The following is a 20,824-nucleotide window of genomic DNA, read 5'->3' as shown; positions in this document are numbered from 1 at the left end:
GGACCGGGTCTGTCGCCGTTAACGCAGGTGATGCTTCTCACCGCGCCGGCGCCAAGAAGACGTGGCCCATTCTGTTAGCGGTTCAAGCCGGAACCAGGATCCCGTGACTATTCGGCCAATAATTCCGACCTGTTCAGGCCCTCGTACCGGCGTGGGATGACCGTACCGAAATAGAGCATGGTGAGCCCGATGGCGGTCATGACGATGGTCGTGGGGATCTGGTACGGCGGCGAAAGGTGGAGGGCCAGGAACCAGAGTTTCTGTGGCGAGTCGTTGACGATCATGTAGAGCGGGACCAGGCCCTGGGGGAAGAGCGGGATCCAGCAGGCGATCCAGAGGGTGGTGACCAGGGCGGATTTGGCGGGCGGGAGTTTGGGCTTGGCGGTTTTCCGCGTGGTCGTGCTGTTGCTGTTGCGCATGGTGGCCAGGAGCGCGGGGCCGGTGACGCGCAGGCGGTTGTGGGCGAGGCGGCCGAACCAGAAGGTGTACAGGATTCCGGACGCGACGCCCACGATCACGGCCGCCCACTGGAGCGGCGGATTGTCGAGCTGGTCGCCGAGCCAGGCGACGCCGGCCGTGGGTAACGCGGTGAGGGTGGCGAGCAGCAGCACGCCCAGGACCTGCCCGAAGATGTTCCCGGCTTCGAGGGGGTTGCCGGTCCGCCGCGCGGGCTCGGGAACAGGGATCAGGTTGTAGACGGAGATGACGGCGATCAGCCCGGCGCCGCCGCCGAGGGTGGCGGCGAGAATGGCGAGGGACCAGGACCACGTCCACGATTCGCCGCCGACGATCGTCCCGGCGACGGTCAGGACGATGGCGACGGGGGCGACCCTGATCAGCCAGGCCGCCTGCCGGCCGCGGACTTCGGCGCGTTCGGCGCCGGGGTTGACCAGGGTGAGCCACAGGGCGGCGCCGTCCAGGGCGAACAGGTTGGCCGAGGTGGCGGCGGCCATGATGACCATGATCGGGCCGGCCCAGCGCAGCAGGCCGTACCAGCCGATGATGAGCGGCGCGAGGCAGTAGAGCACGCCGAAGAAGAGCGCGAAGTAGTGCAGGTGGGTGCGCATCAGGTCGCGCGACCAGGTGCGGAGTTCCTTGGCGGCGACCGCGCCGACGTCGCTGTGCGCGCTGAGCCGGTCCAGGGTGGTGCCGTCGGCGGGCCGGTGCGCCGGTTTCGTGGTGGTGCGGCGGACCAGCAGCCGGGCCCAGGCCAGCAGCGCGGCGGCGATCAGGGCGGCCAGGCCGAGGATCGCGCCCGCCGCCAGGATCCAGTTGCCGGAATCTGCGGCCTCCACGGCGGCCAGGCCCCAGCCGGACGGCAGCGCGTACGCGATGGTGGTGAGCGTCGGTGGCAGGCTGTGGTCGAGGAGGTCGAATTCGACGGCCGCCCAGATCAGCACCCACGACTGGTTGAGCACCACGTTCATGAACGCGTTCACCAGGGCGGCCAGGATGGCGCTGGTCCGCGTCCGGATCGCGAGACTGGACAGCACCACGACCAGCACGACCTGCAGCGCCACCGCGGGCAGCGAGACCAGGAACGCGGCCACGCCGAGCCCGGCCGCGTGCACGGTGATCGCGACGAAGGCGACCAGGCTGACCAGCGGCGCGACCCCGACGAAGGCGGTCCCCAGCAGGCCGAGCGCGAGCCGGGCCGGGCGCAGCGGAACCAGCGCGAAGTGCTCGGGCCGGATGCTCTCGCCGCCGCCGGTGTAGATGGGCCCGAGCAGCCAGCCGAACAGCCAGAACGCGAGCACGGCGGCGGTCAGCGCGGCGGAGGAGCTCACCGCGAGCGTCCCGGCGGCGAGGACGAGCCCCGCCAGACCGCCGAGGATCATGCCGGTGGCGCGGGCCCCGTTGATCGAGTGGGCCAGGACGCGCAACTTCACTGGATCAGGACGCCAACCACGACGGGCCCTTCCGCAGGTCGGTACGGACGCCGACGAGCTCCACGAACCTGTCCTCCAGGCTCCGCCCGGCCCGGATGTCGTCCAGCGGCCCCGTGGCCGCCACCTTCCCCTTGTCGATCACGGCGACGTGGTCGCACAGCTGCTCGACCAGGGCCATCACGTGACTGGAGAGCACCACCGAGCCGCCGCCCGCGACGAACTCCTGCAGCATCCCCCTGATGGTGAGCGCGGAGACCGGGTCGACGGCCTCGAACGGCTCGTCCAGCACCAGCAGCCGGGGCCCGTGCAGCAGCGCGGTGGCCAGCCCGATCTTCTTCCGCATCCCGGTCGAGTAGTCGATGACCAGGGTCTTCTCGGCGTCGAGCAGGTCGAGGATGTCCAGGAGCTCGTGCGCCCGCTGGGCGGCCGTGACCTGGTCGAGCCCGCGCAACCGCCCCAGATAGGTGAGCAGTTCGCGCCCGGTGAGCCGTTCCGGCAGGGACATGCCGTCCGGCAGCACGCCGACCCTGGCCCTGGCCCCGATCGGGTCGGCCCACACGTCCGCGCCGAAGTCCGCACGTTCCCCTCGTCCGGCCGGAGCAGGCCGACCGCCATGGACAGCGAGGTCGTCTTCCCGGCGCCGTTCGGCCCGACCAGCCCGAAGAACGAGCCCGGCGGCACCGCGAGCGTCACATGATCGACCGCGAGTTTGGCGCCGAACCGTTTACAGAGACCGTGCAGCTCCAGCGCGGGGGCGTCGTGCATGAATCCCGGTCTCCTTCACCAATTAACGGCATTTGCCCCCAATTATGGGGGCGAAGTTTACCTTGTACGAAAAAACAAATGAGCGGCAACCTGTCCCGCCAAGTTGCCGCTCACGTCCGAGAGGTTAGTTCGTAGCGGTCTTCTCCTCCAGCGTGACGGTGACCGTGGCGGGCGTGCCGTTCCGCACGTACGAGATGAGGATCTTGGCGTTGGGCTGGTGCTGCCGGATGATGCCGACCACGGTCTCGCCGGCGTCCACCGGGGTGTCGTCGATCTTGGTGATGATGTCGCCCTGCTGGAGCCCGGCCTTGGCGGCGGGGCTGCCCGGGGTCACCGGGCCGACCAGCGCGCCGGGGGTGCCGCCGGTGGCGTCGCTGACGCTGACGCCCAGGTAGACGTGGACGGCCTTGCCGGTGTTGATCAGCTGCTCGGCCACCTGCTTGGCGGTGGTGATCGGGATGGCGAAGCCGACGCCGATGTTGCCGTTGCCGCCCGAGGTGGCGATCGCGGTGTTGACGCCGATGACCTGCCCGGCCGCGTTGACCAGGGCGCCGCCCGAGTTGCCGGGGTTGATCGCGGCGTCGGTCTGGATCATGCCGCCGATGGTGGTGGTCTCGCTCTGGGCGGGCTGCTGCTGGCCCCAGCCGGGCGGGAACTGCTGCTGGTCGGGCTGGCCGCCGTCGCCCGAGGTGACCGTGCGGTCCAGGGCGCTGACGATGCCCGCGGTGACCGAGCCGGCCAGGCCGAGCGGGCTGCCGATGGCCAGCACCGAGTCGCCGACCTGGAGGCGGTCGCTGTCGCCGAGGGCGGCCTTGGTGAGGCCGGACACGTTCTCGGCGCGGATGACCGCGATGTCGGTGGTCGGGTCGGTGCCGACCAGGGTGGCCCTGGCCGTCCTGCCGTCGCTGAACTTGACGCTGAGCTCGGCGTTCTGGCCGGCGCCGGAGACGACGTGGTTGTTGGTGAGGATGAGCCCGTCGTCGGAGAGGATGACGCCGGAGCCTTCGCCGCCGCCCATCTGGGAGGTGACGGTGATCATCACGACCGAGGGCTGCACCCGGCGCGCGACGTCGGCCACCGTGGTCCCGCTGGAGTTGCCGGAGTTGAGCACGGGGCTGGAGATGATGGTGCGCGGCCCGGCGACGGCGTTGGTGACGAGGGCCCCCGCGACCCCGCCGCCCAGCGCCATGGCTGCGAGCGCGAGCACGGCGCCGCCCTTCCTGAGCCCGCCGGTCGCCGGCTTGGCCGCGGCGGCGGGAGGTCCGGGCGGGGGCGGCGGCACCGCGAACGCGGCGGTGTCGCCGGAGCGGAACTGCCCGGTCGCCGGCGGACGGTTCCCGAACTGGCTCCACCCCTGCGTGTTGAGCACCTCGGTCGGCCCGCTCGCCCCGGCGTCGCCGGTCCCCGGCTCGGTGCGGTCGGCGGCCGGGTCGGTGTTCTCGTTCGCAGCGCTCGCCGGAGAACCCGGAGTCTGCTCGCGCGGCTCGTCAGCGTTCATTGTGTGCCATCCCCTTCAGAAGCCCCCGGCTGTCCGCCGGTACTCCTCTACGATGACAAAGACTCGATAAGGCCCGGCTAAGCGATCAACCCGCTGACCTCGCGAAAGCCCTACAGAATCCTTATCAGCGCTGTTCGGATGGCCAGTACTCGTCCCGGATAAGTCGTTTGTAAAGTTTGCCGGTCGGGTGGCGTGGCAGTTCGGGGCGGAAGTCGACGCTCTTCGGGCACTTGTAGTGGGCGAGATTGGCCCGGCAGTAGGCGATCAGCTCGGCTTCGAGGTCCGGCCCGGCCGCCGAGGAGTCGGCGGCCTGGACGACGGCTTTGACCTGCTCGCCCATCTCCTCGTCCGGCACGCCGAAGACGGCGACGTCGGCCACTTTCGGGTGTACGGCGAGCAGGTTCTCGGCCTCCTGCGGGTAGATGTTCACCCCACCCGAGATGATCATGTACGACCTGCGGTCGGTGAGATAGAGGAATCCCTCCTCGTCCAGGTACCCGATGTCCCCCAGCGTCGTCCATCCCCGCCCGAGCGGATCCCGGGCGGACTCGGTCTTCTCGGGGTCGTCGTGGTACTCGAAGGCCGGGCCGTCGGAGATGTACACGGTCCCGTGCTCCCCCGCCGCCAGCTCCCGGCCGTCCTCGTCGCACACGTGCGGCACGCCGAGCAGCGGGCGGCCCACCGTGCCGCGGTGTTTCAGCCAGTCCTCGGGGCCGGCGTACAGGAAGCCGTTGCCCTCGGTGCCCGCGTAGTACTCGTGCACGATCGGCCCCCACCAGTCCATCATCTGTTCCTTGACCGGGATGGGGCAGGGCGCGGCGGCGTGGATGGCGCAGCGCAGCGACGACAGGTCGTGCCGGGTCCGCGCCTCCGCGGGCAGTTTGAGGAGTTTGATGAACATGGTGGGGACCCATTGGGAGTGGGTCACGCCGTACCTCTCGATGGCGGCGAGCGCCGCCTCCGGCTCGAACTTCTCCATGACCACGACGGTGGCGCCGAAGCGGAGGAAGGTCAGGCAGTAGCGCAGCGGCGCGGCGTGGTAGAGCGGCGCGGGCGACAGGTAGACGCTGTCGGCGGTGGGCGCGAACAGGAACCCCACCAGCTTCATCAGCGGGCCTGGGGTGTCGAGCGGGGCCAGGGACAGCGCCGGTTTCACGCCTTTCGGGCGGCCGGTCGTGCCGGAGGAGTAGAGCATGTCGGCGCCCTGGCACTCGTCCGCGATCGGCGTGCCGGGGCAGGCGGCCGTGGCCTGCTCGTAGGAGGTGAAGCCGGGGGCGACGCCGTCCAGCATCAGCCGGAGTTCGACGCCGGTGACGGTGGCCGCCACCGCTTCCAGGGCCTTGGACGAGATGAACGCGCGGGCCCGGCAGTTCGCCACGATGTAGGCGATCTCGCCGGGCTGGAGGCGGGAGCTGATCGCGGTGTAGTAGAGGCCGGACCGGTGCGCGGCCCAGGCGATCGCCAGGAACAGCGGGTGGTTCTCCAGCATGAACGCGATGTGGTCGCCGGGCCTGAGCCCGGCCGCGCGGAGCAGGTGGGCCAGCCGGTTGGACTCCTCGTCCAGTTCGCGGTAGGTGACGACCCGGCCGGAACCGGCCATGATCACGGCTGCTCGGTCCGGAGTGGCGGCGGCGATGGCTCCCGGGTGCATGAACCGAACGTTAATCGGTTCGATGTTCGCGGGGAAGCGTGGCGGCAATGGGAAACGGCCCGCGCGGGAGAGGAACGCGCGAGCCGTATATCTGCTATCTCAGGGACCTGACGAGGGGATCAGGCGTGGTCGTACACCGTCCCCGCCGGGCCGAAGAAGCCCTTCGGCGCCCAGTGGTCGCCACGGGAGACCACGACGGAGATGTGCTCCGCGTTCTTGCCGCTGAACCAGAAGTGCTTCGGGTCCTCGCCGCAGTTCTTGAACTTCTTGACGTAGCTCGGGCCGAAGAACGGCTCGACCTTGAAGGTCGCCCACGCGCACCGGAACTTCTTGTGGTGGGAGTCCCAGCCGTGGTTGGTGAGCTTGCCCTTCACGGTGAAGCGGAACTCGTCCACCCACTTGAAGGTCCAGTGCTTCTTCCAGACCCACTCATCGTGGCACTTCTTCTTGTGGTTCTTCCAGTGGCACTTCTCGATCTTGACGTGCTTCTTGCTCCAGTACCACTTCTTGACCTTGTGCTTTTCGACGGACACGAAGCCGCTGGCCTCGGCCTGTGCGTCGGAGGAGAAGTACGACCCCCACGGGCCGTCGAAGTACGGCACCGCGGCGTTCGCCGAAGCCGGCGAAAGCAGCGCGCCGCCGATGAGAGCGGCTGCTGCCACCGCGCTCACCGCGAACTTTTTGATGAATCTCATTGCGGGTCCTCTCGGGAGACAGAATTTCTGTCACCCCATGGATAAGCCGAGGCAGTTGACGGCGGCTTTCAGCACGCTTTAACCGCCTGCTCAGACCCCGGCCATGGAACCCGGGAGGCCGCGCCCCTGAGCGCTCAGGGGCGCGGCCTCGATTCGGCTCCGGATCAGACCGCCGGGTAGACGGCCTTCCAGCCGGAGTGCTTGCCCGTCGGGGCCTTCCACGTGCCGCGCGAGACGTCGACCAAGATCTTGTCGGCGTTCTCCACGGTGAAGGACAGCTTGGCGGAGCCCCCGCAGGCCTTCACGCTGCGCAGGACGCGGTCGCCGTTCTTCTGCACGACCCGGAAGGTCTCCCAGGCGCAGCGGAACTTCCGCTGCTTCGCCCGGTGGTTCACCAGGGTGGAGTCCACGGTGAACACCTCGTAGCGGACGTTCTTGAACGCCCGCTTCTTGTGCCACACCTTGACCTTCTTGCAGACCCTGTCACCGTCGCGCCAGGAACACTTGCGCTCCCAGCTCGACCACCGTTTCCAGTAGCCGACCTTCTTCACCTTCTCCGTCACGGTGACGGTTCCAGACGCTTTCGCCTTGCCGTCACTCGACGCGTACGGACCCCACGCAATGGGGGCAGTCGCGGCTTCGGCCGCGTTCGCGGACGCCACCGGCGCGGCGACCAGGAACAGCGCCGCCGAACCGAATCCAGCCGCGACTCGGGTTGCCAATCGCATACTCGGGCCCTCCTTTCGGGACCCGACCCAAGTCCCCCAGGAGAGATGATCACACCTTCTGACACACCCGACTCACCATAAGGAAAGATCTCTGTCACCATTCCGACAGGAATGGCGCCGGGCCCCGCGAAGCTTCGCGGGGCCCGGCCGTTCGGGGGTCAGGCGGCGGCGGGCTGGGCCACCGTCGCGGGGGTGAGGGCCAGGTCGAGGACCTCGCGGACGTCGCTGACCGCGTGCACGGTCAGGTCGGCCAGCACGTCGGCCGGGACGTCGTCCAGGTCCGGCTCGTTGCGGGCCGGGATCAGGACAGTGGTCACACCGGCCCGGTGGGCGGCCAGCAGCTTCTGCTTCACGCCGCCGATCGGGAGGACGCGGCCGGTGAGGGAGACCTCGCCGGTCATGGCCACGTCACCGCGGACCGGGCGGCCGGACAGCAGCGAGGCCAGCGCGGTCGTCATGGTGACACCGGCCGAGGGGCCGTCCTTGGGGACCGCGCCGGCGGGGACGTGGATGTGCACCGAGCGGTCCTTGAGCGAGCCGACCGGGAGCTCCAGTTCCACGCCGCGGGAGCGCAGGTAGGAGAGCGCGATCTGGGCCGACTCCTTCATCACGTCGCCGAGCTGGCCGGTGAGGATGACGCCGGTGGCGCCGGTCTCGGGGTCGGCCAGGGACGCCTCCACGTAGAGCACGTCACCGCCCGCGCCGGTGACCGCCAGGCCGGTGGCCACGCCGGGCACCGCCGTACGCTGCCGGGACTCGGGGAGTGCGGACTCGGGGACGTGCCGCGGGCGGCCGAGGTAGTCGACCAGGTCGGTGACCGCCACCGGGAGTTCCCTGGTGCCGAGCGCCAGACCGGCCGTGACCTTGCGCAGGATCCGGGCGATCGAGCGCTCCAGGGAGCGCACGCCCGCCTCGCGGGTGTACTCCCCCGCCAGCTTGCGCAGCGCCTCGTCGTCGATGACCACGTCCTCGGCGGTGAGGCCGGCCTTGTCCAGCTGGCGCGGCACCAGGTGGTCGCGGGCGATGACGACCTTCTCGTCCTCGGTGTAACCGTCCAGGGTGACGATCTCCATGCGGTCCAGCAGCGGGCCCGGCACCTGCTCCAGCGCGTTGGCGGTGGCCAGGAAGAGCACGTCGGACAGGTCCAGCTCGACCTCCAGGTAGTGGTCCCTGAAGGTGTGGTTCTGGGCCGGGTCGAGCACTTCGAGCAGGGCGGCGGTCGGGTCGCCCCGGTAGTCCGCGCCGACCTTGTCGACCTCGTCCAGCAGCACGACCGGGTTCATCGAACCGGCCTCCCTGATCGCCCGGACGATGCGGCCGGGCAGCGCGCCCACGTAGGTGCGCCGGTGGCCGCGGATCTCGGCCTCGTCCCGGATGCCGCCGAGCGAGACCCGGACGAACTCGCGGCCCATCGCGCGGGCCACCGACTCGCCGAGCGAGGTCTTGCCCACGCCGGGAGGGCCGGCCAGGGCCAGCACGGCTCCGCTGCGCCGCCCGCCGACGACGCCGAGGCCCTGGTCGGAACGGCGCTTGCGGACCGCCAGGTACTCGATGATCCGGTCCTTCACGTCGTCCAGGCCGGTGTGGTCGGCGTCCAGCACGGCGCGCGCGCCGCCGATGTCGTACTCATCCTCGGTCCTGACGTTCCACGGCATGTCCAGGACGGTGTCGAGCCAGGTCCTGATCCAGCCGGTCTCGGGCGACTGGTCGGAGGTGCGCTCCAGCTTGTCGACCTCCTTGAGCGCGGCCTCGCGGACCTTCTCCGGCAGGTCGGCGGCCTCCACCCTGGCCCGGTAGTCCTGCTCCTCGGTCTCCGGGTCGCCGTTGAGCTCGGCCAGCTCCTTGCGGACGGCGGCCAGCTGCTGGCGGAGCAGGAACTCGCGCTGCTGCTTCTCCATGCCCTCCTGGACGTCCTTGCGGATCGTCTCGGCCACATCGACCTCGGCCAGGTGGTCGCGGGCCCAGCCGACCAGCTTCTCCAGCCGCTCGGCCGGGTCGGCGGTCTCCAGCAGCAGGAGCTTCTGCGAGGTGGACAGCCAGGGCGCGTAGCCGGAGCTGTCGGCCAGCTCGGACGCGTCCTTGATCGCGTTCACCGCGTCCACGACCTGCCAGGCGCCGCGCTTCTGCAGGATGGTGGTGGTGAGCGCCTTGTATTCCTTCATCAACGTCTCGGCGTCGGACTCGACCGGCTCGACGACGGTGGCCTGCACCCACAGGGCCGCGCCGGGACCGGTGGTGCCGGTGCCGACCCTGGCCCGGCTCACTCCGCGCACGACGGCGGCGGGCTCGCCCCCGGGCAGCCGCCCGACCTGCTCCACGACCGCGGTCACGCCCACGGCGCCGTAGTGGCCGTCGATCCGGGGGACCAGCAGGACATGCGGCTTCTTGGCGCCGGTGGCCTGGGCCGCCTCGATCGCCGCGCGCACCTCGGAGTCGGACAGATCGAGGGGGACGACCATGCCGGGCAGGACGACCTCGTCGTCCAGCGGCAGGACCGGAAGGATCTCAGTCATGCGTACTCCCAAAGGTTGAGTTATGCACGCTCAACTAACAGGAGTGCCACCGTGTTCCCAGATCTGCGCGTGTTCGCTGTGAGCGAGCGTAATCGTGTAATCAGACCCTGCGGGGTGACGCGAAACATGGCACCACGGTGTGATGTGGGGACAAAGGCTGATTTCTAGCGTGAGGTCATGATTCTTAATCAGTTGGTACGGCTGCCGCGGGGACTGCTCGACGCCCTCGCCCTCGGCCGGCCCGATCCGGGCCCGCCGGTGAAACCCTGGCGGGCCTTCGCGACCGACGCCGGGCTCTTCCTGATCCTGTTCTACTTCACCTTCGCCATCCTGCTCGCGGACGAGGTGAGCGTGCCGGACGGAGGCAGGTTCTCGATCATGGGCGGGGATCTCGTCCGCGAGTGGACGTCCAGCTCGGAACGCGTGCACGACGGCCTGCTGGCGCTGGCCGCGTTCGCGGCGGCCTCGCCGCTGCTGCTGCGCCGCTGGCCGTTGTGGGCCTGGCGGTACGCGACCGTGGCCGCCGTGCCGGCCGCGCCGATCGTGCTGCAGGTCGGGTGGGCGCCGCTCACGCCCGGGGCGGTCGTCGCGTACGTGATCTGCCTCTACACCGTGGCGACCCGGTGCCCGGGGCCGACCTCGGCCGGGGTCGGGATCCTGTCGGCGGTGGCAATCCTGTTCGTGCCGGAGAACGTCGAGCTGATGGTTTCCGGGCCGCCGGTGGTGGCGGGGGTGCTGGCGCTCGGGTACAACGTCCGGCGGCGCAGGCAGGCCAGCGGGGAGCTGGCCGTGGAGCACGACGCCCGCGCGCTGCTGGCGGAGCGGGCCAGGATCGCCAGGGAGCTGCACGACGTGATCGCGCACCACGTGTCGGTGATCGCCATCCAGGCCGAGGCCGTGCCGCTCCAGGCGGGCGGGGACCGGGACCGGCTGGAGGCGGGGCTGGCGGGGATCCGCGAGCTGTCGCTGGAGGCGTTACGGGAGATGCGGCGGGTGCTGGGCGTGCTGCGGGACGAGGGCGGCGGACTCGACACCGCGCCGCAGCCCGGCCTGGATCGGCTGGCGGAGCTGGCGGCCAACGCCCGGAGCGCGGGGCTCACCGTGACGCTGACCGGCGAGGTGCCCGAGGTGCCGCCGGCGGTGGGGCTCTCGGCGTACCGGATCGTGCAGGAGTCGCTCAGCAACGCGATGCGGCACGCTCCCGGAAGTTGGGTACGGGTGGAAGTGTCCCGGTCCGCGACCGAGCTGACGGTGGTGGTCGCCAACGGGTGCGGCAGCCGTACCGGGCTGGGGTCGGGCGAGGGGCAGGGGCTGATCGGGATGCGGGAGCGGGCGGCGATGCTGGGCGGTTCGCTGAGCGCGGGGCCGGCGCCCGGGGGCGGCTACCTGGTCGAGGCCACCCTGCCGCTCACGGAGGAACCGTGACGATCCGGGTGCTGATCGCCGACGACCAGGGCATGGTCCGGGCCGGTTTCGCCGCGTTCCTGAACGCCCAGCCGGACATCGAGGTCGTCGGCGAAGCCGCGGACGGGGCGGAGGCGGTTTTCCAGACCGAGCAGCTGAAACCCGACGTGGTGCTGATGGACATCCGGATGCCGGGCATGGACGGCATCGCCGCCACCGCCCGGATCAGCACCGCGCGGGTGCTCATCCTCACCACCTTCGACCTCGACGAGTACCTCTACGCGGCGCTCCGCGCGGGCGCCAGCGGGTTCCTGCTGAAGGACGCGTCCGCGGCGCAGCTGGCCGAGGCGGTCAGGGTGGTCGCGGCCGGGGAGGCGCTGCTGTCGCCCCGGGTGACGCGGCGGCTGATCGCCGAGTTCACCCGGCTGCCCCGGCCGGGCGGGCTGCGGCGGGTGGAGCGCCTGACCGAACGGGAGACGGAGGTGCTCACGCTGATCGCGCAGGGGCTGTCGAACCGGGAGATCGCCCAGGAGCTGGTGCTGTCCGAGCAGACGGTCAAGACGCATATCGGGCGGATTCTGGCCAAGCTGGGGTTACGCGATCGGGCGCAGGCCATCGTGCACGCGTACGAGATCGGGCTGGTGCGGCCAGGTTCATGACACACTGTCGTCAACCCGTTGACGAGCCCGCCGGTTTTTTGTGACACTTCGTCATGAACAACCCTTAAAGGAGATCAGATGGGCTTTTCAGAGGTTCTGCGGGCGGCGACCTGGGGCGATCACGGGTCCGCCGAGGACGACGGCTATCTGAAGAGCCTGATGTCCGGACGGCTCAGTCCCGAGGCGTACGGCGAGATGGTGGCGCAGCACTACTTCGCCTATCTGGCGCTGGACGGGGCCGCGCGGACACTCGCCGATCATCCGGTCGCGGGCGCCTTCGTGTTCCCGGAGCTCTACCGGGAGGAGGCCCTGGTCCGCGACCTGACCACGATCTTCGGAGCCGGCTGGGCCGACCGGATCGAGCCCAGCAAGCCGACCAGGACCCTGGTCGCCCGGATCAACCAGGTGGCCGACTGGCCCGGCGGATATATCGCCCACCACTACACTCGATACCTCGGTGACCTGTCCGGCGGGCAGTTCATCCGGATGGAACTGCAGAAGATCTACGGGTACGAGAAGGGCGGGGGCGGCGTGGACTTCTACTACTTCGACATCGGCAGCCTGCCCCGGTTCAAGGACGAGTACCGCCGCCGCCTGGACGCGCTCGACGTCGACGAGGCCGAGCAGCAGCGGATCATCCGGGAGACCAAGCTCGCCTACCAGCTCAACACCGAGGTCCTCGGCGACCTCGGCCGACTCGCCAGGACAGCGGCCTGACGTGCCCCGGATCTCGGCCGCGACGATCGGCGAGCACCGCGCCCAGACCCAGGAACGCATCCTGGAGGCGGTGGCGCGGCTGTCCCGCCGTCAGGGCATCGACGCGATCTCGATGACCGACGTGGCGGCCGAGGCGGGCATCACCCGCACGGTCCTCTACAACTACTTCCCCGACAAGGCCGCCCTGCTGCTGGGCTTCACCGAACGCGTCACCCAGTACTTCGTCGAGAGCTACCACCGCGACCTGCCCGCCGACGCCTCCCCGTCGGCCCGGCTCCGCGCCTTCGTCCGCCTCCAGCTGACCGGCCTGCTCGCGCACCCGCACCCCGGCGCTGCCGACCTGTCGGTCACCCTCGGCCCCGACGCCTACCAGCGCCTCGCCGCCCACGTCGCGCCCATGCAGAGCATCCTCTGCGAGATCATCGAAGCGGGCGTGGCCACCGGCGAGTTCCGCCCGTCCGACGTCACCGCGACGGCCCGGATCATTCTCGCCATCCTGGGCGCGCAACGCCTCCCCCTGCTCGACGGCTCCCTCACGGCCGAAGAGGCCGAGGAGTTCACCGGCGGCTTCATCCTGCGCGCCCTGACGTAGGCCCGTCCTGAGCAGGGCCCGGGAGGGCTGAGGATGGCTCTATGAATCCTGTGCAGTTGAGGTCGGGGGCCGGGCGGTGGATCGTGTTCACGACCGTGCTCGGGTCGGGGATCGCGATGCTGGACGGCACCGTGGTCAACGTGGCGCTGCGGGCGCTGGGCACCGACCTTGAGGCCGATGTGGCCGGGCTGCAGTGGACGATCAACGCGTACACGCTGACGCTGGCCGGGCTGATCCTGCTGGGCGGCTCGCTCGGCGACCGGTACGGCCGCCGCAAGGTCTTCCTGATCGGCGTGGTCTGGTTCGCGGTGGCGTCGGCATTATGCGGGCTCGCGCCGAACATCGAGACCCTGATCCTGGCGCGGGCGCTCCAGGGCGTCGGCGGGGCGCTGCTCACGCCGGGGTCGCTGGCGATCATCCAGGCCAGTTTCGCCCGCGCGGACCGGCCCAGGGCGATCGGCCTCTGGTCGGGGCTGGGCGGCACGGCCGCCGCGATCGGGCCGCTGCTGGGCGGGTGGATCGTGGAGGCGGCCGGCTGGCGCTGGATCTTCCTGATCAACCTGCCACTGGCGGCGCTGGTGGTCGCGGTGGCGATGCGGCACGTGCCGGAGAGCCGGGACGAGAGCGCGTCGGGCGACTTCGACCTGCTCGGCTCCGCGCTGGCGGCGCTCGCGCTGGCGGGGATCACCTACGGCCTGATCGAGGAGCTGAACCTGCCGATGATCGGCGGGTTCGTGCTGCTGGTGGTGTTCGTGCTGGTCGAACGCTCCCGCCGGAACCCGCTGATCCCGGTGGACATCTTCAGGTCGCGGACGTTCACCTCGGTGAACGTGGTCACGCTGTTCATGTACGCGGCGATGGGCGTGGTGTTCTTCCTGCTGGTCCTGCAGCTTCAGGTGACGGCGGGGTTCACCCCGATCGCGGCGGGTTCGGCCATGCTGCCGGTGACGGTGCTGATGCTGCTGCTCTCCGCCAGGGCCGGTGAGCTGGCCCGCCGGATCGGGCCGAGGATCCCGATGACGGCCGGGATCCTGACCTGCGGGGTGGGGTTTCTGATGATGAGCAGGATCGACGCGGGGACCAGCTATCTGACGGGGGTGCTGCCGGCGGCGACGGTGTTCGGGCTCGGGCTGTCGGCGGCCGTGGCGCCGCTGACCGCGACCGTGCTGGCCAGCGCGGACGACCGGCACGCGGGGATCGCGAGCGGCATCAACAACGCGGTCGCGCGGACGGGCAGCCTGCTCGCGGTCGCGGCGATCCCCCCGATCGTCGGGCTCACCGGAGAGTCCTATGACAATCCGGCGGTGCTGTCGCCGGGGTTCCAGCTGGCGATGATCATTTGTGCGGTGCTGATGGGCATCTCGGCGCTGATTTCGCTGGTCGCGATTCAGATCAAGCTGTAGCCGTACAGACCGGGGCCTTTGCCCAGGCGCACGCCCTTCTTGGTGACGCCGGGGTAGGAGCCGATCTTGCGGTGGCCGCGGAAGAGGGTGATCTCGCCGAGCATGGGGGCGCCCACGACCAGGTTGCCGCCCACGATGGTGAGGGCCGCGCCGAACTCGCTGGTCTTCGGGCCGGGGATGAGCAGGTTGTGGTTCTTGGTGAGGCCGCCGGACTTGGTGCCCGCGAGAACCTGGACGGCGTTCTCGCCGGGAATGCCCACCGCGAGTTCGGCGTCTCCGTCGCCGTTGAGGTCGCCGGCGGCGAGGGCCGCGCCGAAACGGTCGTACATGCGGGGGATGCCGACGAGGCTGTTCTGGGTCCAGCCCTCGGTGGTGGAGGTCTTCAGGCCGCCGCCGGAGCCGTAGATCACGTGGACGGTGCCCTCGCCGTACTCCATCGCCCGCGCGTAGATCGACAGGCCCTCGCCGGGGACGCCGATGGCCAGATCGTCGCGGCCGTCGCCGTTGAAGTCGGCGGCGGCCAGGGCCGAGCCGAAGCCGTCCCAGCTCTCCGCGAAGCCCTTCACCCAAGGGCTGTCCTGGCTGTACAGGGTCCGGCGGCCGTTCGCCAGGACGGTCACCGAGCCTTCCGCCTTCTTGGTCAGGTTGTCGCCCGGCGCGCCGATGGCGAGTTCCGCGGTGCCGTCGCCGTCGAAGTCGCCGGTGGCGAGGGCGGCCCCGAACTGGTCGGTCGAGGTGCCGGAATTCTTGATCATTTTGATTTTGGCGCCGTGGATCACGACCGCGCCGCCGCCCTGGTAGCCGGGGGCGCCGATGGCCAGTTCGTCGTCGCCGTCGCCGTCCAGGTCACCGGCCGCGAGGGCGGCCCCGAACCGGTCGCTGCCGTGTTCCGGCAGGTCCAGGACCTTGCCGTGGTGGAGTCCTGTGCGGGAGCCGTACAGGAGGTGGACCATGCCGTGGCCGTCGGCGCCGTTGACCGGCTCGCGGCCGACGAACTCCTCGGACGCGCCGACGGCCAGGTCGGCGCAGCCGTCGCCGTTGAAGTCGCCGGAGGCCAGGGCCGAGCCGAACGCGTCGCCGCGCTCGGCTTCGCCGGGGATGCCCGCGCTGTCCTGGGAGATCACCGGGCCCTTGCGGAAGCCGCCGCCGGTGCCGGTGAACAGGGCGACCGAGCCGGCCCGGAGGTGGCCGCCCACCGTCGCGTACGGCATGGCCACCGCCAGGTCGGGCCGGCCGTCGCCGTTGTAGTCGGCCGCGACGCCGGGGCAGGCCGCCGCCGACGTCGGCGCCATCGGCAGCATCGGCAGCAGCAGGGCCGCGAGCAGGGCATTCACACCAGACTCCGCTCATCCGAGGGGATGGTGAAGCGGGCCGAGGTGCGGGCGGGCGCGCCGCGGCGACTGATGTAGTCGAGGGTGCGGAAGTCGGCGATGAGCTCGTCCTGGGTGAGCCGGGCCATGATGTAGCCGCGCCGCTGGTCGATGTAGGAGATGTGCGGATTCTCGGCGAGGGTCGCGGCGGTGCGCTCGGTGTCGCGGTAGCCGTCGCCGTCGCTGGCGATCGAGGAGGTGACCAGCTCCACGGCGGCCTTGGTGTCCGGGTCGCCGGGGTCGGCGTAGAGCTCGGCGGCGTGGTGCATGTGCGCGTCGCCGGTGAGCACGACCGGGTTGGCGACGCCGCGCAGGCCCTTGAGCAGCGAGGTGCGCTCGGCCGCGTAGCCGTCCCAGGAGTCGAGGTTGACCTCGTTGCCGGGGCCGAGCTTGAAGTCCTTCTGGGCCATGATGATCTGCTGGCCGATCAGGTTCCAGCGGGCCCCCGAGCGCCCCAGGCCGTCCAGCAGCCAGCGGTGCTGGTCCGCGCCGAGGAGGGTGCGGCCCGCGTCGAGGCGGTCGTCGCAGCCCATCCGCACGCCGTCCTCGCAGGCCTGGTCGTCGCGGAACTGGCGGGTGTCGAGCAGGTGGAACTGGGCCAGCCCGCCCCACGTCACCCGTCTGTTGATCTTGATGGCGGCGCCGTGCGGGATGCTGGAGCGGCGCAGCGGCATGTTCTCGTAGTAGGCCTGGAACGCGTTGGCGCGGCGGCGCTCGAAGGCGGGCGCGCCGCTGCTGGACTTGGAGCCGGCCCAGTTGTTCTCGATCTCGTGGTCGTCGAAGGCGACCAGCCAGGGCGCGACCGCGTGCGCGGCCTGCAGGTCGGGGTCGCTCTTGTACTGGGCGTGCCGCATCCGGTAGTCGGCGAGGGTGGCGCACTTGTGCCCGCCGGAGTGCTGCCGGATGTTCCCGCCGGGGGCGGTGTATCCGTCGGGCTGGTATTCGTACATGTAGTCCCCGAGATGCACGACCAGCTCGGGTTCCTGCTCGGCGAGGCGTTTGTACGCCGTGTAGTAGCCGTGCTCATAGTGCGCGCAGGCGGCGATCGCGAACGACAGCGCGGACATTCCGGCCGGCGACGTCCGGGTCCGCCCCACCGGCGACACGTGCCCGTCGGTCCTGAACCGGTAGAAGTACTCCCGCCCGGCCTGAAGCCCCGCCGGCTCGACGTGCACACTGTGCGCGGCCCGCCACGACGCCGTCTCGGTGCCGGTACGGACGATGTCGGCGAACCGCTCGTCCGTGGCCACCTGCCACTGCACGTCGTAGTCCCTGGACGGCATCCCGCCCCGGCCGTTCAGCCCGAGCGGATCGAGGACCAGCCGGGTCCATAACACGAAGCCGTCGGCCGACGGGTCACCCGAGGCGACACCGGCGCCGAACGGGTCCTGACGAAGGGATCGAGTGGGCGCGTATCCGGCTCCGGTCAGCAGGAGCCCGCCGGCGGCCACACTGGACAGGAACACTCTGCGTGACGCTTTTCCCTGCACACTAACAGGAAAGACGACCCGGTTGTCGAATACGCGTTAGCCCGCTGACCTGCGAAGAAACCATAAGTGAACAGACAACTGGATTACCCACCGTAATTGAACGCACGCCGAACGAGTGACGTCGAGTCAGCGACAGAAACGTGTTCAGCGGAGGTGGGTCTTCACCAGATCGGTGACCGCCCCGCTGCCGAGGTAGTTACGTACGGTGTGAAAGTCCAGCCAGTCGATATTGCAGGAGATGTCACGCTCGATCCCGTCGAAGGCCGGGCGCAGGCCCGGCGGGATGGCGGCGATGTCGTCCTTGTCGGCGACGTTGATCCAGCGGGCCACGCCGGGCGGGCGGGCGCCGCGCCCGGAGACCGGAACCGGGGCGAGCCGCTCGAAGACGACGTTTCGCATGCCGAGCGGGCTGCCCAGGGTGATCAGCAGGTCGGTCCTGAGGTCTTTGTGCGCCCAGAACGCCTCGTAGGTGACGACGCTGCCGAGGGAGTGGGCGAGCACGACCGTGGGTTTGCGCCGCCGGATGGTGTCGGCGACCGCGTCCCGTGACTTGGTGCGCGGATCGCCGCCGCCCAGATAAGTCGCCACTTCGGGGCAGAAGTCCTCGGCGAACCGGACCGCGCCCTCCCCCAGCCGCCCGAGCAGCCATTCGGCCATCCGGTGCGCGATCCCGGTCAGCGACTCCCCGGCCGCCGCCGCGAACCGCCCGTTGAGCTGCTTGGTCCAGTCGGCGAAAATCATCTTCTCGGCGGGGGCCATCTTCTTGGGCGGCTTCGGCTCGCCTTTCCGGAGGTGATGCGCGTAATACGCGATCTCGGCCAGGTATTGCTCCCCTGAGTACGACCGCCCGGTGCCCAGGCCCTTGTGCAGGTAGGTGTTCCACTTTCCCCGCATCACCTCGGCCGCGCCGCTCGGCGACCGGCCCGCCTCCTCGAAATAGTGATATTTCCCGATCCCGTGCACGCCCACAATCGTCACGCGCCCACTTTGCCCGAGCCGCCAGGATCCCGTCACCCGATACCCCGATAAATACGTTGATCAGTGGGTATGCAGCCCGGATACCCTGGGGCGAGCACCGAGAGGAGGAGAGCCCAATGCCAGGACCGCTGATCGTCACGGCTTCCATCACCGTGCCGGAGGCCGAGCTGAACTGGCGTTTCTCGCGCTCCTCCGGCCCCGGCGGGCAGGGTGTCAACACTACCGACAGCCGGGCCGAGCTCACCTTCAGCGTGGCCGAGACCACCGCGCTGACCCCGGCCCTGAAGGCCAGGGCCCTCATCCGCCTGGCTCCCCGCCTGGTCGACGGCGCGATCACCATCGCCGCCTCCGAGTACCGCTCGCAGCTGCGCAACCGGGAGGCCGCCGAGATGCGCCTGGCCCAGCTGCTCCGCGAGGCCGTCGCGCCGCCGCCCCGCAAACGCCGCGCCACCAAGCCGTCCAGAGGCGCGGTCGAGCACCGCCTGGCGGACAAGAAGCGCCGTTCCAACCTCAAGCGCCTGCGCCGCCCCGAGGACTGAACCGGTCAGTCCGAGCGGTCCTGCATCTCCCAGAGATGGTCCAGGACGTGCCAGATGATGCGCCGGGTGGTGTACCGGACCGGCCAGCCGTGTTCCGCGCCGCCCTCGGACGGCAGCGCGACGGTTTCGGCGATGTCGGCCCGCATGGCGGCCAGATCGGCGGGGGACTTGAGCGGCTTGTGCTTCAGCCCGATCTTCCGGGCATAGGCGCGCTCGGCCGCGGTGACGTGGTCGAGCATCTTGGTCCGGTCCCGGCCGCCGCCCCGGGGCCCCTTGCGCAGAGATTCCGGAGCGACGGCGGCGTAGTCGTCAAGCTCGTCCCAGGCGGCACGCAGCAGCGCGGCCGCACGCTCGGCTTCGGCCGCCGCCACCGCGGTGAAGTCACTGGGCGGAATAGCGTGCGGCGCACCGAAATCGGTTGTCCTGTCACCTTTGACATGCTCGGTCACCACCGCCTCACCCGGGTCGAACGCCAGCCCGGCGCGTTCGGCGATGACCCGGTAACGCGGCTCGTATTCGAGAAACGCCTCGATCGCCAAGTCCTCGGAGTTGCCGATACGGCACCAGCCGGGCCAGTCGATGGAGCACGCGAAGACCTTCTTGGGGCCGTTCTCCAAGTAGAGGTGATTCATCCCCTCAGCCTCGCACGGGATCCTGACAGGGCATGGCAGCTACTCGACGAGATCGATCAGGTCGGCCACCGAGGACACGATCTGCGACGGCCGGAACGGGAATCGGTCGATCTGCTCGCGCTGGGTGACGCCGGTGAGGACCAGGATGGTGTGCAGCCCGGCCTCCATGCCGCAGACGATGTCGGTGTCCATCCGGTCGCCGATCATGGCCGTGCTCTCGCTGTGCCCTTCGATCCGGTTGAGCGCGCTGCGCATCATCATCGGATTCGGCTTCCCGACGAAGTACGGCTCGACCCCCGTGGCCTTGGTGATCATCGCGGCGACCGCGCCGCAGGCCGGCAGGTTGCCCTCGTGGGAGGGGCCGACCGCGTCGGGGTTGGTGGCGATGAAACGCGCGCCGTTCTCGATCAGGCGGATCGCGCGGGTGATGTGGGAGAAACTGTAGGTCCTGGTCTCGCCCAGGACGACGTAGTCGGGGTCCAAATCGGTGAGGATGTAACCGGCCTCGTGCAGGGCCGTGGTCAGGCCCGACTCGCCGATCACGTACGCCGAGCCCTCCGGGCGCTGCCCGGACAGGAAGTCGGCGGTGGCCATCGCGGAGGTCCAGATCGCCTCAGGCGGCACGTTGAGCCCGGCCACGCGGAGCCGGACCGAGAGGTCGCGGGGGGTGTAGATGGAGTTGTTGGTGAGCACGAGGAAACGTTTGCCGGAATCGCTGAGCTTCTTGATGAAGTCGTCGGCGCCGGGCACGGGCTTGCCCTCGTGGACCAGGACGCCGTCCATGTCCGACAGCCAGCAGTCGATGGGCTTGCGCTCAATCATTACCCAAGCATCGCAGGTCCTCAGGTGATCGTCCGCCAGGCCTGCTCCTCGACCAGTTCCCGGCTCCGCCACCCCAGTTCGGTACGGCGCAGCCGGTGGTGATAGTAGCCACCGCCCTGAATGAGACCCGGCGTGCCCGCCAAGATCATCTGCCGGGACGGCGAGAGCGTGTCGGTGAACGACGCGACGACCACGGCCTCGTCGCCGGTGATCTCGACGGACGCGGCCCCGATCAGGTGCAGCCGTCCCGGCCAGGCGCCGAGCACCTCGGCCAGCCAGGCCTTGGCCTCGGCGCGGGAGCCCTTGATGCCGCCCGCCGAGGTGTAGTCGAGCACCGCGTCCTCGGTGAACACCTCGTCGAGGCGATCCCAGTCGCCCGTGTCGATCGCGTAGGTATACCGAGCAAGCACTTGGGCAATTTCGTCCATGGAGGAATCTAACCACGGCGAAATATCCGGAGCAGCTCTCCGGTTATGCCC

General features: G+C 69.9%; 18 protein-coding genes and 1 pseudogene. 6 read left to right on the top strand and 13 right to left on the bottom strand.

Annotated elements, in window-relative coordinates; genetic code table 11:
- Positions 1-107: 107 nt before the first annotated feature.
- The 7 genes and pseudogenes from Acor_RS17830 to lon all read right to left on the bottom strand — a co-directional run bounded on the left by Acor_RS17830 (position 108) and on the right by lon (position 9,739).
- Positions 108-1,889 (bottom strand): hypothetical protein, encoded by a 1,782-nt coding sequence (locus tag Acor_RS17830; protein ID WP_155337799.1) that lies wholly within the window; start codon positions 1,887-1,889, stop codon positions 108-110.
- Between the two features lie 4 nt (positions 1,890-1,893).
- Positions 1,894-2,654, bottom strand: a pseudogene (locus Acor_RS17825) (ABC transporter ATP-binding protein).
- Positions 2,655-2,778: 124 nt separating this feature from the next.
- Positions 2,779-4,152 carry a S1C family serine protease gene (locus tag Acor_RS17820; protein WP_155337798.1) on the bottom strand — a complete coding sequence of 458 codons (1,374 nt, stop codon included), beginning with the start codon at positions 4,150-4,152 and terminating at the stop codon, positions 2,779-2,781.
- A 124-nt stretch (positions 4,153-4,276) separates the two neighbouring features.
- Positions 4,277-5,803, bottom strand: coding sequence for an acyl-CoA synthetase (locus tag Acor_RS17815; RefSeq protein WP_155337797.1), 1,527 nt, complete (start codon positions 5,801-5,803; stop codon positions 4,277-4,279).
- A 119-nt stretch (positions 5,804-5,922) separates the two neighbouring features.
- Positions 5,923-6,498, bottom strand: coding sequence for a hypothetical protein (locus Acor_RS17810; protein ID WP_155337796.1), 576 nt, complete (start codon positions 6,496-6,498; stop codon positions 5,923-5,925).
- A gap of 164 nt (positions 6,499-6,662) precedes the next feature.
- Entirely contained in the window at positions 6,663-7,226 is a 564-nt protein-coding gene (locus Acor_RS17805) for a hypothetical protein (RefSeq protein ID WP_155337795.1), read from the bottom strand.
- Between the two features lie 158 nt (positions 7,227-7,384).
- Positions 7,385-9,739: an endopeptidase La gene (lon, locus tag Acor_RS17800; RefSeq protein WP_155337794.1), complete on the bottom strand. Its 2,355-nt coding sequence runs from the start codon at positions 9,737-9,739 to the stop codon at positions 7,385-7,387.
- 177 nt (positions 9,740-9,916) lie between these two features.
- Between lon and Acor_RS17795 the strand changes: the two genes are divergently transcribed.
- The 5 genes from Acor_RS17795 to Acor_RS17775 all read left to right on the top strand — a co-directional run bounded on the left by Acor_RS17795 (position 9,917) and on the right by Acor_RS17775 (position 14,514).
- A complete protein-coding gene (locus Acor_RS17795) occupies positions 9,917-11,164 on the top strand; it encodes a sensor histidine kinase (protein ID WP_155337793.1) in 1,248 nt (415 codons plus the stop codon).
- Positions 11,161-11,802: a response regulator gene (locus Acor_RS17790; RefSeq protein WP_155337792.1), complete on the top strand. Its 642-nt coding sequence runs from the start codon at positions 11,161-11,163 to the stop codon at positions 11,800-11,802. The genes Acor_RS17795 and Acor_RS17790 overlap by 4 nt, the downstream gene beginning before the upstream one ends.
- Before the next feature lie 78 nt (positions 11,803-11,880).
- Entirely contained in the window at positions 11,881-12,519 is a 639-nt protein-coding gene (locus Acor_RS17785) for a biliverdin-producing heme oxygenase (RefSeq protein ID WP_155337791.1), read from the top strand.
- Between the two features lies 1 nt (position 12,520).
- Positions 12,521-13,111, top strand: a complete 591-nt coding sequence (locus Acor_RS17780) for a TetR/AcrR family transcriptional regulator (RefSeq protein ID WP_155337790.1) — start codon at positions 12,521-12,523, stop codon at positions 13,109-13,111.
- A gap of 41 nt (positions 13,112-13,152) precedes the next feature.
- Complete coding sequence (locus tag Acor_RS17775) at positions 13,153-14,514, top strand: MFS transporter (RefSeq protein ID WP_155337789.1); 1,362 nt, start codon at positions 13,153-13,155, stop codon at positions 14,512-14,514.
- Here Acor_RS17775 and Acor_RS17770 read toward each other — a convergent pair.
- The 3 genes from Acor_RS17770 to Acor_RS17760 form a co-directional block, all read right to left on the bottom strand.
- The gene (locus tag Acor_RS17770; RefSeq protein ID WP_246238710.1) at positions 14,499-15,848 is read right to left on the bottom strand and encodes an FG-GAP-like repeat-containing protein; all 1,350 of its coding nucleotides are present in this window, start codon (positions 15,846-15,848) and stop codon (positions 14,499-14,501) included. The two genes, Acor_RS17775 and Acor_RS17770, sit on opposite strands and share 16 nt — an antisense overlap.
- A complete protein-coding gene (locus Acor_RS17765) occupies positions 15,845-17,350 on the bottom strand; it encodes an alkaline phosphatase D family protein (protein ID WP_246238709.1) in 1,506 nt (501 codons plus the stop codon). The genes Acor_RS17770 and Acor_RS17765 overlap by 4 nt, the downstream gene beginning before the upstream one ends.
- 168 nt (positions 17,351-17,518) lie before the next feature.
- Entirely contained in the window at positions 17,519-18,352 is an 834-nt protein-coding gene (locus Acor_RS17760) for a hypothetical protein (protein ID WP_155337787.1), read from the bottom strand.
- Between the two features lie 116 nt (positions 18,353-18,468).
- Here Acor_RS17760 and arfB point away from each other — a divergent pair, with 116 nt between their 5' ends.
- Positions 18,469-18,891, top strand: coding sequence for an alternative ribosome rescue aminoacyl-tRNA hydrolase ArfB (gene arfB, locus Acor_RS17755; RefSeq protein WP_155337786.1), 423 nt, complete (start codon positions 18,469-18,471; stop codon positions 18,889-18,891).
- A 5-nt stretch (positions 18,892-18,896) separates the two neighbouring features.
- On the opposite strand, the gene Acor_RS17750 is transcribed toward arfB, so the two are convergent.
- The 3 genes from Acor_RS17750 to Acor_RS17740 are packed head-to-tail and all read right to left on the bottom strand — an operon-like array spanning position 18,897 to position 20,773.
- Positions 18,897-19,523: a hypothetical protein gene (locus tag Acor_RS17750; RefSeq protein ID WP_155337785.1), complete on the bottom strand. Its 627-nt coding sequence runs from the start codon at positions 19,521-19,523 to the stop codon at positions 18,897-18,899.
- 39 nt (positions 19,524-19,562) lie between these two features.
- On the bottom strand, positions 19,563-20,345 hold the full coding sequence (locus Acor_RS17745; protein WP_155337784.1) for an HAD-IIA family hydrolase: 783 nt from the start codon (positions 20,343-20,345) through the stop codon (positions 19,563-19,565).
- A 20-nt stretch (positions 20,346-20,365) separates the two neighbouring features.
- On the bottom strand, positions 20,366-20,773 hold the full coding sequence (locus tag Acor_RS17740; protein ID WP_155337783.1) for a nuclear transport factor 2 family protein: 408 nt from the start codon (positions 20,771-20,773) through the stop codon (positions 20,366-20,368).
- Between the last annotated feature and the right edge of the window lie 51 nt (positions 20,774-20,824).

The organism is Acrocarpospora corrugata (assembly GCF_009687845.1).
GTDB classification, from domain to species: domain Bacteria; phylum Actinomycetota; class Actinomycetes; order Streptosporangiales; family Streptosporangiaceae; genus Acrocarpospora; species Acrocarpospora corrugata.
This window is presented reverse-complemented; position numbering and strand designations above follow the sequence as displayed.

Bases quoted from the DNA above. Each gene is read 5' to 3' on its own strand.
- Acor_RS17805 (WP_155337795.1), bottom strand. From the start codon at position 7,226: ATGCGATTGGCAACCCGAGTCGCGGCTGGATTCGGTTCGGCGGCGCTG.
- Acor_RS17795 (WP_155337793.1), top strand. From the start codon at position 9,917: ATGATTCTTAATCAGTTGGTACGGCTGCCGCGGGGACTGCTCGACGCC.
- Acor_RS17775 (WP_155337789.1), top strand. From the start codon at position 13,153: ATGAATCCTGTGCAGTTGAGGTCGGGGGCCGGGCGGTGGATCGTGTTC.
- Acor_RS17820 (WP_155337798.1), bottom strand. From the start codon at position 4,152: ATGAACGCTGACGAGCCGCGCGAGCAGACTCCGGGTTCTCCGGCGAGC.
- Acor_RS17810 (WP_155337796.1), bottom strand. From the start codon at position 6,498: ATGAGATTCATCAAAAAGTTCGCGGTGAGCGCGGTGGCAGCAGCCGCT.
- Acor_RS17815 (WP_155337797.1), bottom strand. From the start codon at position 5,803: ATGCACCCGGGAGCCATCGCCGCCGCCACTCCGGACCGAGCAGCCGTG.
- Acor_RS17785 (WP_155337791.1), top strand. From the start codon at position 11,881: ATGGGCTTTTCAGAGGTTCTGCGGGCGGCGACCTGGGGCGATCACGGG.
- Acor_RS17750 (WP_155337785.1), bottom strand. From the start codon at position 19,523: ATGAATCACCTCTACTTGGAGAACGGCCCCAAGAAGGTCTTCGCGTGC.
- lon (WP_155337794.1), bottom strand. From the start codon at position 9,739: ATGACTGAGATCCTTCCGGTCCTGCCGCTGGACGACGAGGTCGTCCTG.
- Acor_RS17745 (WP_155337784.1), bottom strand. From the start codon at position 20,345: ATGATTGAGCGCAAGCCCATCGACTGCTGGCTGTCGGACATGGACGGC.
- Acor_RS17740 (WP_155337783.1), bottom strand. From the start codon at position 20,773: ATGGACGAAATTGCCCAAGTGCTTGCTCGGTATACCTACGCGATCGAC.
- arfB (WP_155337786.1), top strand. From the start codon at position 18,469: ATGCCAGGACCGCTGATCGTCACGGCTTCCATCACCGTGCCGGAGGCC.